A 12,546-nucleotide genomic window follows, 5' to 3' on the forward strand; every position below is an offset into this window, starting at 1 on the left:
CCGAGCAACGTGCGTGGCAGCGCCAGCCAGCGCTGGCGTGCGCCGTTAATGAGCCACTCCCGACTGCACGGTCGCGGCCAGCAGATAACCGCTGCCGCGCACGGTACGAATCAAGCGCGGCGCCTTGCCGGTGTCACGCAAGCGCTGGCGCAGCCGGCTGACCGCCATATCGACGATGCGCTCCAGCGGCATCGGTTCACGGCCTCGGGTGGCGTTGCCGATGGTGTCGCGGTCGAGGATCTGCTGTGGATGATCGAGAAACAGCTTGAGCAGGGCGAAATCGGCACCGGAAAGAATCACCTCTTCACCATCGGCATGAAACAGCCGGTGGCTGACCATATCCAGGCGCCACTCATCGAACAGCAGCACTTCCCCGCCACGCTCCTGGCCAAACCCGGAGCGGCGCAGCAGGGCTTTGATTCTGGCCAGCAACTCGCGTGGGCTGAACGGCTTGCCCAGATAATCGTCGGCCCCCAGTTCCAGGCCGATGACCCGATCAGCCTCGTCGGAACTGGCGGTGAGCATGATGATCGGCACATGCGGCTGGCGCGGATGCTGACGCGCCCAGCGGCACAGGCTGAAGCCGTCTTCGTCGGGCAGCATGACGTCGAGGATCAACAGGTCAGCGGGGGCTTCGTTGAACGCCTGACGAAACCGGGCACCGTCCGCCGTGGCGCGGACCTGAAAACCGGCACGGCTCAGATAGGTTTCAAGCAGTTCGCGAATCTCCTGGTCGTCATCGACCAGCAGCAGGGTTTTATGGGCTGAACTCAAGAAGGTCGTCCTTGTTCAGTGAATTGTTATTGTGTGGACAGCGGGTTATTCGAGTACCTGTTCTCCCTCGCCAAACGCCTGTTGCAAGGCCACCCCGGCGCCATTGAGGCCCGGATACTCGGCAGTCGCCAGCCATACCGGCAGGCCGTCGAAATAATCGCTCATCACGCCTTTGTCGGCCATCGCCTGGCTAAATCCGCTGTTGATAAAGAACTCAGTGAAGCGCGGCACCATGCCGCCTGCGATATACACGCCTCCCAGCGCGCCAAGGGTCAGGACGTTATTGCCCACCACCCGGCCGAGAAACACACAGAACTGCTCGAGCACTGCAGCCGCCACGGTATCGCCATCCAGGGCGGCGGCAGTCACGGCTGCCGGCGATTTCAGCGGCGCGTCGATGCCGTCCAGTGCGCAACTGGCCTGATAAAGGCGCAGCAGCCCGGCGCCGCTGAGCACGGTTTCGGCGCTGACGTGTTCGTGCTCGGCCATCAGGCGGGTCCACAACAGCGCTTCACGGGCGCTGCCGACCGGCAGGTTGACGTGACCGCCCTCCCCGGGCAACGCGGTCCAGTGATTGTCGCCGGTCTTGACCAGCGTGCCGACGCCAAGGCCGGTGCCTGGCCCGATCACCACACGCGGCCGCTGCGGCTTGCCGATGCCATGGCAGACCGTCAGGTAATCCTCACCCAGCCGGGTCATGCCCAGCGCCATGGCCGCGAAATCGTTGACCAGCAACAGGTGCTCGACCTTCAGGTGCTCACAGAATTTCGAACGGCTGAACTGCCAGTTGCTGTTGGTGAACTGGAATTCATCACCGTCCACCGGGCCGGCGACGGCCAGGCAGACATGGCTGACATCACCGCGTTGCAGGTCAAGGTCTTGCAGGTAGAGTTCGATGGCCTGTTCAGGACCTGCATACTCAGCCGTGGCGAACACCCGGATCGAGTGCAGTTGATCGTCTTCCCAAATCGCGAACCGTGCGTTGGTACCGCCAATATCACCTACCAGAGCCAGCTTCACTTGAGTCCCTCCAGGCTTGCAGTAAAGGCGCTGGCCCCCTGCTCGGCGGAGCTGAAGGCCACACGCATGAAACCGAACAACTCACGACCGCAGCCGACACTGCTGTCGATCTGCGTGGTTGCCGGTTGTCTTGCGGCCAATTCTGCCGGTTCGAGCAGAACTTGCAATGTGCCTTTGACACCGTCGACCCGAATCACGTCGCCATCATGCACCAAAGCCAAAGGGCCACCATCATGGGCTTCCGGGCAAACGTGGATGGCCGCCGGAATCTTGCCCGAGGCGCCCGACATACGCCCGTCAGTGACCAGCGCGACCTTGAAGCCGCGATCCTGCAGCACGCCGAGGAACGGGGTCATCTTGTGCAGCTCCGGCATGCCGTTGCTGCGCGGGCCCTGAAACCGCATCACGGCGACGAAATCGCGCTCCAGCTCACCGGCCTTGAACGCATCGGCCAGCGCCTGCTGGTCTTCGAACACCCGGGCCGGCGCCTCGACCACCTGATGTTCAAGGGCCACCGCTGACACTTTCATCACCCCGCGACCGAGATTGCCTTGCATCACCCGCAGGCCGCCCTCTGGCGAGAATGGCCGCGCCACCGGACGCAGGATATTTTCATCGAGGCTTTGCAGCGGCCCCTCGCGCCACACCAGTTTACCGTCTTCGAGAAACGGCTCGCGGGTGTAACGGCTCAGCCCATGACCGACTACGGTATTGACGTTTTCATGCAGCAGCCCGGCGCCCAGCAGCTCCCGAATCAGGAACGACATGCCACCAGCGGCCTGGAAGTGGTTGATATCAGCTTTGCCATTAGGGTAGACATGGGTCAGGGTCGGGACCACATCCGAAAGGTCGGCCATGTCCTGCCAGGTCAACAGAATCCCCGCCGCCCGGGCGATGGCCGGCATGTGGAGGGTGTGGTTGGTCGAGCCGCCAGTGGCGTGCAGAGCGACGATGGAGTTGATGATCGAACGCTCATCGACAATTTCGCCAAGCGGCATGAAGCTGCCGCTTTGGCGGGTCAGGCGGGTGACCTGTTGCGCGGCTTCATCGGTCAGCGCATCGCGCAACGGCGTGTACGGGTTGACGAACGAGGCACCGGGAAGATGCAGGCCCATCACCTCCATCAGCAACTGGTTGGTATTGGCAGTACCGTAGAAGGTGCAGGTGCCCGGACCATGGTAGGACTTCATTTCCGAGTCCAGCAGTTCTTCACGGCTCGCCTTGCCTTCGGCATAGCGCTGGCGCACGTCGGCCTTTTCCTTGTTGGACAAGCCCGACACCATCGGCCCGCCGGGCACAAAGAGGGTTGGCAGATGGCCGAAGCGCAGCGCGCCCATCATCAGCCCCGGCACGATCTTGTCGCAGATCCCCAGCATCAGGGCGGCATCGAACATGTTGTGCGACAGCGCGACCGCGGTCGACATGGCGATGGTTTCCCGGCTGGCGATGGCCAGTTCCATGCCCGGCTCACCTTGGGTCACACCATCGCACATGGCCGGCACGCCACCGGCGAACTGGCCGACCGAACCGACCTCGCGCAGGGCCTGCTTGATGCGCTGGGGAAAGTGCTCGTAGGGCTGATGCGCCGAGAGCATGTCGTTGTAGGCCGAGATGATCGCCACGTTGGCAGCGTTCATCAGCCGCAGGGTCTGCTTGTCTTCGCTGCCGCAGCCGGCGACGCCATGGGCAAAGTTGGCGCATTGCAGCTTGGCCCGCATGGGTTCGTCGCTGGCCGCCTCGCGGATCAGTTGCAGGTAGCGCTGGCGGGTCGGACGGCTGCGTTCGATCAGCCGTTCGGTGACCTCAAGGATGCGGGGATGCATGTGATGAACTCCAGGCTAAGGTCTATGGTCACCCGTAAAGATTCTGGACAGTGGCAGGTCACCGGTTTGTCAGGCAAGACCGTGACTTGGGTCATGGTGTCGGATCTTCAAGGTTTGTATTTGTAGGTTTAGGAAAATATTGCCACCAAAAAGGCTTGTTTTCTATTTTTATGAGAATAATCTTGTAATTCAAACAACAAATTCCAGAGAGGACGCGTTCATGGCCCTTCGTATCGCAATCAACGGTTTTGGCCGCATCGGTCGTAACATCCTGCGCGCACTGTATACCCAAGGCTATAGGCAAGACTTGCAGGTCGTCGCCATCAACGACTTGGGCAACAGTGAAATGAACGCCCACCTGCTGCGCTTCGATACTGTCCATGGGCCATTTGACGGCACCGTCGAGTGCGATAGCGAAAGCCTGACAGTCAATGGTGACCGGATTGCAGTCAGCGCCATCCGCAACCCGGCAGACCTGCCCTGGAAGGCCCAACAGGTCGATGTGGTGTTCGAATGCACCGGGCTGTTCACCAGCCGCGACAAGGCGGCGGCGCACATCACGGCCGGCGCCAGCAAAGTGATCATCTCGGCCCCGGCCAGCGGCGCCGACGCCACTGTGGTGTATGGCGTCAACCATGACGTGCTGCGCCAGTCGCACCAGATCATTTCCAACGCCTCGTGCACCACCAACTGCCTGGCGCCGGTGGCGCAGGTGCTGCACCGCGAACTGGGCATCGAAAGCGGCCTGATGACCACGGTGCATGCCTACACCAATGATCAGAATCTGATCGATGTCTACCATACCGACCCGTACCGTGCGCGTTCGGCCACTCAGTCGATGATCCCGAGCAAGACCGGCGCCGCCGAGGCTGTCGGGCTGGTATTGCCGGAGCTGGCCGGCAAACTGACCGGCATGGCCGTGCGGGTGCCGGTGATCAATGTGTCACTGGTGGACCTGACCGTACAGCTCAAGCGCGATACCACGGCCGATGAGGTCAATGCGCTGATGAAAGCGGCCAGCCAGAATTCGAAAGTGCTGGGCTATAACCAGTTGCCACTGGTGTCGCACGACTTCAACCATAACCCGCTGTCGTCGATCTTCGACGCCAACCACACCAAGGTCAGTGGTCGACTGCTCAAGGTGCTGGCCTGGTACGACAATGAGTGGGCGTTTTCCAACCGCATGCTGGATAACTGCCTGGCGTTGCATAATTCGTAAAGGCCGTTACGACATCAAAACGGCTCAATGGCGTTGGCGCTCTCTCAGCCGCCGTGTTTCGCCCTGGCGGACGCCCCCCCTTTGTTTCGGCAAAGGGGGGAAACCCTCAGTCCAGACAACTGCGGCCACGATCCATGCACCAATCGTAAGGCCTTCGCGGATCAATCCGCCCCGACAAAACCAGTCAATTGATAATCACCAGCTTGGGCAATTCATGCACGCTCGCGGAGGTCATCTCGGCCAGTGAGCGGACTACATCCAGCGGGTTGTCCAGCCGGTAGTTACCGGTCACATTGACCTGCGCCAGGGCCGGATTGGTGTTGACGATCAGGCCCGGATAATAACGCCGCAACTCATCGAGCACCTGGCCCATCGGGCAGTTGTCGAAAATCAGTCGGCCCTGCACCCAGGCCAGGTCCCGGCCAGGGTCCAGGCGTTGCTGCGGGCCAAGCCCGGCGGCGTTCAGGCTGACGCTATCACCGGCACTCAGGCTAAGCCGCGAACCACCTTTGACCGCATGCACATCCACCGCGCCACGCTGCACCTGCACCCGCGCCTCGCCGTCGAGATAACGCACCGACATCGCACTGCCACGGGTGCTCATCCGCAGCGGCCCGGCCTCGATCTCCAGTGGCATGCCATGGGCGTTGGCCACCTCGAAAAACGCCTCGCCCTGATACAGCCGCGCCAGGCGATGCTGCTCATCGAACTGGCTGGAGAACGCCGAACGGGTATTGAGCAGCACCCGCGAGCCATCATCGAGTTCCAGCCGCTGCCGCTCGCCGGCCACGGTCAGATGATCGGCCTGCAAGCGCAGCGGCAGATTGCCGAAATAGCCCACCCCCAGCAGCAACACCGCTGCCGCCGCCATGGGCCGGGTCCAGGCGCGCAGGCGCTGCCAGCGCTGCGGGCGCTGGTTAAGCGTCGCGGCGCTCTGGCGCACGACCTGGCTATTCCAGATCGCCTCGGCCTGGGCGAACGCCTCGGCATGCGCAGGATCGGCCCGCAGCCAGGCCTCAAAGCGCGCCTGCTGCCCGGCATCGGCGGCGTCCAGTTCGATCAGCCAGTTCAAGGCCTGATCCATGGCGCTTGCGCCCGACACGTTTTCGCCTGGCGGGCGTTGGGGGGCTACGGTCACGGTGTTCCTCGGCATTTCTTGTAACGGACGTGTTTATCAGGCGTGGTCAAGCCTGGCAATGACTCCGATACAGATCGCCATGATCAGTTTGAGTTCTTTTTGCACGGTGCTTGGTGAGACATCCAGCGTATCGGCAATTTCCTGATAGCTACAGCCATGCAAACGGCTGAGCACAAAAATCCGCTGCTGGCGCGGGCTCAACCGCCCAAGGCTGGCGCCCAGGCTGTCGAGCAGATGGCGAGCATGGGCAGAGTCTTCGGGTGAGCCGAACTGCGCGGCAACGCTCTCCAGCTCCTGAGTGGGTACATCCTCAACCAACATGCGCTCGCGCAGGCGTTGCGCGCGCAAATGGTCGAGGGCCAGGTTGCGCGCCGTCTGGTAGACAAAAGGCTCCAGATGATCGATGGGTCGCTCGGTCAGGGCGCGGGTCACCCGCAGCCAGGTTTCCTGTAACAGGTCCTCGGCGGTGCTGTGGCTACCGACCATGCGCTGCAGGGTACGCAAAAGCACATCGCGCTGGGCCTGGAAGACATCGTTGAAGCGGGACTGGGACACGGCAGGGCTCGACCGACAATCAAGCCGATGATAATGCTTATCATCCACCTTAAGCGTCAAGCGTTTAATGCTGCTCGATATCAGGCCAGCACGGTGCGCGAACGGCCTGATAAATCTGTAGGAATTTACCCAGTTATTTTTACGCGCCCGCCTGGTGCCGTTCGTCTAGTCATAGCCAATGCAACTGATTCGTATTACCCAAGTATCTCCAATGATGCCGACGACACACGCCAGGGAGCCCTTTCGATGCCATCCGCCGCACTACCCCGCTCACGTTTCGCGCTGTCCTTGCTCAGCGTGGCCATGCTGAGCGCCGGCCTGCCCGCCATGTCGGTGCTCGCCGCCGAAACCGCACCCGCCAGCCAGCGCAGTGCCGGCCAGTACTCGTTCAATATCGCCCAGCAACCGCTGGTGGCGGCACTCAACGAATTCAGCCGAATCACCGGCTGGCAGGTCGGCGCGCCTTCGGAACTGACCCGTAACGTCACCACGGCGGGCGTGCAGGGTTCGCTGGCCCCCGAGCAAGCACTGGAGCGCCTGCTGGCCGGTAGCACGCTGGGCTATCGCACCGTCAGCCCGCAGAACGTGGTGCTGCAACGCCGCGCCAACGGCAGCGTGCTGGCGCTGGATCAGACCACCATCAGTGCCACTCGCCAGTCACAGGACATCAGCACCGTGAGCAGCACGGTCAGCGTGCATACCCGCGAGCAACTGGACCGCCAGAACGTCAATAACATTCGCGACCTGGTGCGCTACGAGCCTGGCGTTTCGGTGGGCGGCGCAGGCCACCGGGCGGGGACCAACGGCTACAACATTCGCGGTATCGATGGCGACCGGATTCTCACCCAGGTCGATGGCGTCGAGGTGCCCGACCGCTTCTTCAGCGGCCCGTACGCCCAGACCCAACGCAACTACGTCGACCCGGAAATCGTCAAGCGCGTCGAAATTCTCCGCGGCCCGGCTTCGGCCCTGTACGGCAGCAGCGCCATCGGTGGGGTGGTCAGCTACTACACCCTGGATGCCGACGACATCATCAAAGACGGTCGTGACGCCGGCGCGCGCCTGAAGACCGGCTACAGTTCGGCTGACGACAGCTGGCTGACCTCCGTCAGCGTCGCCGGTCGCTACAACGACTTCGATGCGCTGCTGCACGCCAGCCAGCGCAACGGCCATGAGACCGAGTCCTACGGTGGCACCGGCGGCAATGGCCTGGCGCGCACCGAGGCCAACCCGCAAGACGTGCGCTCGACCAACGTGCTGGCCAAGCTGGGCTGGAACTACGCCGATGATGCGCGCCTGCAACTGACCTATGAACGCTACAAGGACGACCGCGATACCGACCTGAAAAGCGCAGTGGGCGGGCCGTTCACCAACGGTGCCGGGCTGGGCATGTACCAGTCAAGGCTGGGCAACGACACCATCACCCGCGAGCGTTTCGGCCTGGAGCATCGCTTGGCCCTCGACAGCCTGCTGGCCGACAACCTCAAGTGGAGCCTGAACTACCAGAACGCCAAAACCTCGCAGGGTACTGAAGAGCGCTACTTCCCGTTCTCCCGCGATGTCTATCGTTTCCGTGATACCACTTATCAGGAAAAACAGTGGATCTTCGATGCCCAGGCCGACAAGGCCTTTACCCTGGCTGAGACCGACCACCTGTTGACCTACGGCACGACCCTCAAGCAACAGAAAGTCACCGGCCTGCGCAGCGGCTACGGCATCTGTGCCCGAGTACTGGGCGCCTGCCGCGCCGTGGGCGCCGAGAGCACCGCCGACCGTCTGGTGCCGACCAGCGATTTCCCGGACCCGACCATTACCAGCTACGCGCTGTTCGCCCAGGACCAGATCAGCTGGAACAACTGGACCTTCACGCCGGGCGTGCGCTACGACCACACCCGCCTGGATCCGAAGCTGACCCCGGAGTTCATCAACTCCCTGAACCTGGCCAGCAACGGGCAGGCCAGCGGCGACGACAAGACCTGGCATCGGGTCTCGCCCAAGTTTGGCGTGACCTACGCGATTGACGAACAGTACACCTGGTACGGCCAGTACGCCGAAGGCTTCCGCACCCCATCGGCCAAGGCCCTGTTTGGCCGCTTCGACAACCCCAACGCCGGCTACTCGGTTGAACCCAACCCGAATCTGGAGCCGGAAAAGAGCAAGAGCTTCGAGACCGGCCTGCGTGGCCGCTTCGACGCCGGTTCGTTCGATGTCGCAGTGTTCTATAACAAGTACCGCGACTTCATCAACGAGGACGCGCTGAGCCCCGGTTACAACGAGACGACCTTCCAGTCCAGCAACATCCGCCACGCCACCATCAAGGGTGCGGAGTTCAAGGGCCGCCTGGATCTGGGCCACTTCGGCGCGCCGCAGGGCCTGTATACCCAGGCGTCGCTGGCCTGGCTGCAAGGCCGCAACGACGACACTGGCGAGCCGATCAACAGCGTCAACCCGCTGACCGGGGTGTTCGGCCTGGGCTATGACCAGGATAACTACGGCGGGCTGTTGAGCTGGACCCTGGTCAAGCGCAAGAACCGCGTCGATGACAGCAACTTCCACACCCCCGATGGGGTTTCCAGCCAGTTCAAGACCCCGGGCTTCGGCGTGCTGGACCTGACCGGTTACTACAAGGTCACTCAGGACGTGACGCTCAGCGCGGGCCTCTACAACCTGACCGACAAGCAGTACTGGCTGTGGGATGACGTGCGCGGCTACGACGGCGTCGGTGAAGCCGGGGTGACGGCCCCCGCCAACCTCGACCGGTTGACCCAGCCGGGGCGCAACTTCAGCGTCAATCTGGTGTGGGACATCTGACCGCCACTGGCTGGCTGAACAAATGCCGCACGCTGTGCGGCATTTTTTTACGTGGCGCAAGCGGCCCACTCGTCTATTCAACAAGCCCTGAAATTTCTCGCAAGGAAGATTCGATGACCACCGATACCCCGAGCCGCGAGCTTCGCTCACAACGCCTGAACAAGATCACCCACGCACCACACGAGAAGCTCGATCACGCGGTCAAGGCCCATGCGCCGTTTGCCACCCTGAGCAGCTACACACGCTTCGTGGTTGCCCAGTATCTGTTCCAGAGCGAACTGCAAGCGCTGTACCGCGACCCGCAACTGATCGCCCTGATTCCGGACCTGGCCCAGCGTTGCCGCGCCGAACAGGCCGCCGCCGACCTGCAAGACCTCAATACCGAACTGCCGGCCGGCGTCGCGGGTGCGGTACAGCAACCCGGCGTTGCCCAGGCGCTGGGCTGGCTGTTCGTCTCGGAAGGTTCCAAGCTCGGTGCGGCGTTTCTGATCAAGCGCGCTGAAGCGCTGAACCTCAGCCATCAATTCGGCGCGCGTCACCTGGGCGAGCCCGAGGGCGGTCGTGCCGCCGGCTGGAAAGTCTTTACCCGGATTCTCGACGAGCTGCCACTGAGCGCCAGCCAGGAAGCCGAACTCGACCAGGGCGCGCTGGCGGCGTTCGAGCGTTTTGGTGTGCTGCTGGAGCACGCCTACGCCGGCTCTGCGGCCCCTCAGGCTGACGTGGCTCAGGCATGACAGCAGGGGCAAGCCTTGGTGGGGCTGCTGCGCTTGCAACAACGCGGTTTGCGTTGCACCCGGCACAGCCCCTAAGCTGGCCGGGCTTTTGAACTCGCCGATCATGACCATGACCTACAAACCGCCCGGCTCCAGACTTTCACGCCTGCTTTACGGCCTGCTGGCTTACACCAGTCTGGCGATAGGCATCATTGCCATTTTCGTTCCCGGCCTGCCGACCACCGAGTTCATTCTGTTGGCCGCCTGGGCAGCCACCCGCAGTTCACCACGCCTCAATGCCTGGCTTGAGAATCACCGGCTGTTCGGGCCAATGCTGTACAACTGGCGCAATGGCCGGATGGTCTCGCGCGGCAGCAAGATCAGCGCGACGATCAGCATGCTGGCCTGCGCCATTTTGATGCTGAGCCTGTTCACCCACGTGTGGTGGCTGTATCTGGCAATCGCCGGCATGGCCATGGGCAACCTGTGGCTGTGGTCACGCCCGGAACCTGCCAGCAAGCCACCATTGACCCACGACAAGCGCTGAACCCGGATAGTCCGGTAGTGTCTATCCGGACACATTCATCTGCTTTGTGGGGAACGCCAGCATGTTCGAACCCGGCCATCTGCATCTCAGTCACAGCGCACTGCAAAAAACCGATCACAGCTTTGATATCCATCTGCGCTATCAACGCGTCGAAGACCCGGCGCTGGGCACCTGCATGAGTTTCGAGATGCAGGGCGAAATCGACGGCAAGCCGTTCAGCGAAACCTTCCAGCTGCCTCGCGACCTGGCCTTCAACTTTGCCCAGAACGCCAGCCGCATCGCCATCCGCCACGGCCTGCCCAACCCGGCCGGGCTGCCAATATCGCAACATCAGGACTACGACCGGATGTTCGAGGATATTCGCGCCCAATTGCATGCCCAACCCGGCGAGCCGGTCAAACCGGAGCATCTGGAGTAAGCCCCAATACTGGTCACTTAAGCACTGTATGCCCACAGTGGGAGCCAACTGTCTTTCATCATCCCCCGATGAATGGGCATTTTATAATGCCATCGCGGATAGATTCCGCGATGGCGGGCAAAGCCCGCCCCCCATTCAAACCACGTGATCACGCCATGGTGTTCCGTCGCGCACCATGGCGTTCAGACGTATCAGCAGCACCCGCATGCAGGCCACCAGGGCCACTTTCGCGCACTTGCCTTTGGCACGCAGCCTCGCATAGCGCTCCTTGAAATCGGCGTTGTAGCGCACCATCACCAGCGCACACATGTAGGTCGCACGGCGCAGTTTCGTCCTCCCACCGTAGATCTGCCGCTTGCCGGCCTTGCTACCGCTGTCGTTGTTATACGGTGCCACACCGGCCAACGCTGCGATTTGTCCACGACTCAGATCACCCAGCTCTGGCAGGTAGCAGAACAGGCTGGCGATTGTCACTGGGCCTACGCCCTTTACGGCATGCAGCCGCTGCAGCAGTTCTGAGTCGACCTTGCGCGCTTGTGCATCGACAAGTTGATCTACCGCTTTGATCTGCACTTTGAGGCTGGCTTCCAACGCGAGGTAGATGTCCACCACGCTGGGCACTATGGTCTGTTTGATACGGCGCCGGTTGTCGTCACGTTGTTGAAGCAGATTGTTGCGCAAGTTGACCAGCTCAAGCAGGACTTCGCGCTCCTCGTCAGGCTTTGCGAAGCCCTTTGCCTCCAGGCTGGAGGCGAACATGGCCAGCATTTGCGCGTCGATTGGATCGGTCTTGGCACGCTTGCCCATGGCCAGAGCGAACTGACGTGAACGAACAGGGTTAATACGCTGGATCTTGAACCCGGCATTAGCCAGAAGCTTTACCGACAGTTTCTCGTAACCACCGGTGGCTTCAACAAGAACTCGTTCAACCTGATGGGCGCTGAGGTACTCAGCGATGCTGGCGAGACCTTCTTCAGTATTAGGCACACACAGCTCATCGGCTTTGGGAAACAGCGCAACCTGCAGCGTGGCCTTGGAAACATCAATACCGGCATAGGCGGACATGAGTAAAACCTCTAGGATAAAGAGTGAGAGGCGCTTTGGCCTGACTCACGCTTGTTGTTCGAGGTCGGACTCAGTCAACTGTTCGAGCTTTGAGCCAAAGCGGGAAGAGTGGATGGCAGCTTGGCTCCCACACGTGCTCTAGGCACCGCGATTTGTCAGCTTGCCATCCACCCCTCTCACCCCAGACTTTACCTTGATCAAAGACACAAGCGAGCTCTGCTCGCGAAGAGGCCAGTAAAAACACTACATCTGCTGCGAATGTGCCGCCCTCTTCGCGACCAAGGTCGCTCCTACAAAGGCATGCGGCGCTTATTTGAACAGTATTGGAGTAAGCCCCAATACTGTTCGGTCAAGCATCACAAATATCTGTAGGAGCGAGCTTTGCTCGCGAAGAGGCCAGTAAAAACACTACATCTGCTGTGAACGTGCCGCCGTCTTCGCCAGCAGAGCTGCCTCCCAGCGA

Annotated in this window: 10 protein-coding genes and 1 pseudogene; 5 read left to right on the top strand and 6 right to left on the bottom strand. The window is 61.7% G+C overall.

Translation table 11 applies throughout. From position 1 onward, the window contains the following. Positions 1 to 45: 45 nt before the first annotated feature. Genes NJC40_RS00840 through edd form a run of 3 tightly spaced genes read right to left on the bottom strand, consistent with a single transcriptional unit; the run spans position 46 to position 3,617 of the window. Positions 46 to 774 (bottom strand): response regulator, encoded by a 729-nt coding sequence (locus NJC40_RS00840; RefSeq protein ID WP_045482852.1) that lies wholly within the window; start codon positions 772 to 774, stop codon positions 46 to 48. A 45-nt stretch (positions 775 to 819) separates the two neighbouring features. Beyond that, positions 820 to 1,794 (bottom strand): glucokinase, encoded by a 975-nt coding sequence (locus NJC40_RS00845; protein WP_253142682.1) that lies wholly within the window; start codon positions 1,792 to 1,794, stop codon positions 820 to 822. Next, entirely contained in the window at positions 1,791 to 3,617 is a 1,827-nt protein-coding gene (gene edd / locus NJC40_RS00850) for a phosphogluconate dehydratase (protein ID WP_253142683.1), read from the bottom strand. Before edd ends, NJC40_RS00845 begins: the two co-directional genes overlap by 4 nt. Positions 3,618 to 3,837: 220 nt before the next feature. Here edd and gap point away from each other — a divergent pair, with 220 nt between their 5' ends. Further along, complete coding sequence (gene gap, locus NJC40_RS00855; protein ID WP_045482861.1) at positions 3,838 to 4,836, top strand: type I glyceraldehyde-3-phosphate dehydrogenase; 999 nt, start codon at positions 3,838 to 3,840, stop codon at positions 4,834 to 4,836. A gap of 184 nt (positions 4,837 to 5,020) precedes the next feature. Here the strand turns inward: gap and NJC40_RS00860 are convergent, their stop codons facing one another. Next, positions 5,021 to 5,974 (bottom strand): FecR family protein, encoded by a 954-nt coding sequence (locus NJC40_RS00860; RefSeq protein ID WP_373568448.1) that lies wholly within the window; start codon positions 5,972 to 5,974, stop codon positions 5,021 to 5,023. 36 nt (positions 5,975 to 6,010) lie between these two features. Then, positions 6,011 to 6,529 (bottom strand): RNA polymerase sigma factor, encoded by a 519-nt coding sequence (locus tag NJC40_RS00865; RefSeq protein WP_045482867.1) that lies wholly within the window; start codon positions 6,527 to 6,529, stop codon positions 6,011 to 6,013. A gap of 246 nt (positions 6,530 to 6,775) precedes the next feature. Here NJC40_RS00865 and NJC40_RS00870 point away from each other — a divergent pair, with 246 nt between their 5' ends. The 4 genes and pseudogenes from NJC40_RS00870 to NJC40_RS00885 all read left to right on the top strand — a co-directional run bounded on the left by NJC40_RS00870 (position 6,776) and on the right by NJC40_RS00885 (position 11,018). Continuing rightward, complete coding sequence (locus tag NJC40_RS00870) at positions 6,776 to 9,340, top strand: TonB-dependent receptor (protein WP_253142684.1); 2,565 nt, start codon at positions 6,776 to 6,778, stop codon at positions 9,338 to 9,340. A gap of 113 nt (positions 9,341 to 9,453) precedes the next feature. Further along, on the top strand, positions 9,454 to 10,074 hold the full coding sequence (locus NJC40_RS00875; RefSeq protein ID WP_253142685.1) for a biliverdin-producing heme oxygenase: 621 nt from the start codon (positions 9,454 to 9,456) through the stop codon (positions 10,072 to 10,074). A gap of 53 nt (positions 10,075 to 10,127) precedes the next feature. Further along, a pseudogene (locus tag NJC40_RS00880) lies at positions 10,128 to 10,600 on the top strand (YbaN family protein). 61 nt (positions 10,601 to 10,661) lie between these two features. Then, on the top strand, positions 10,662 to 11,018 hold the full coding sequence (locus NJC40_RS00885; protein WP_045482878.1) for a DUF5064 family protein: 357 nt from the start codon (positions 10,662 to 10,664) through the stop codon (positions 11,016 to 11,018). Positions 11,019 to 11,153: 135 nt separating this feature from the next. On the opposite strand, the gene NJC40_RS00890 is transcribed toward NJC40_RS00885, so the two are convergent. Continuing rightward, entirely contained in the window at positions 11,154 to 12,083 is a 930-nt protein-coding gene (locus tag NJC40_RS00890) for an IS110 family transposase (RefSeq protein ID WP_253143071.1), read from the bottom strand. Positions 12,084 to 12,546 lie beyond the last annotated feature (463 nt).

Source organism: Pseudomonas sp. 21LCFQ02 (genome assembly GCF_024129895.2).
In the GTDB taxonomy this organism is placed as follows: domain Bacteria; phylum Pseudomonadota; class Gammaproteobacteria; order Pseudomonadales; family Pseudomonadaceae; genus Aquipseudomonas.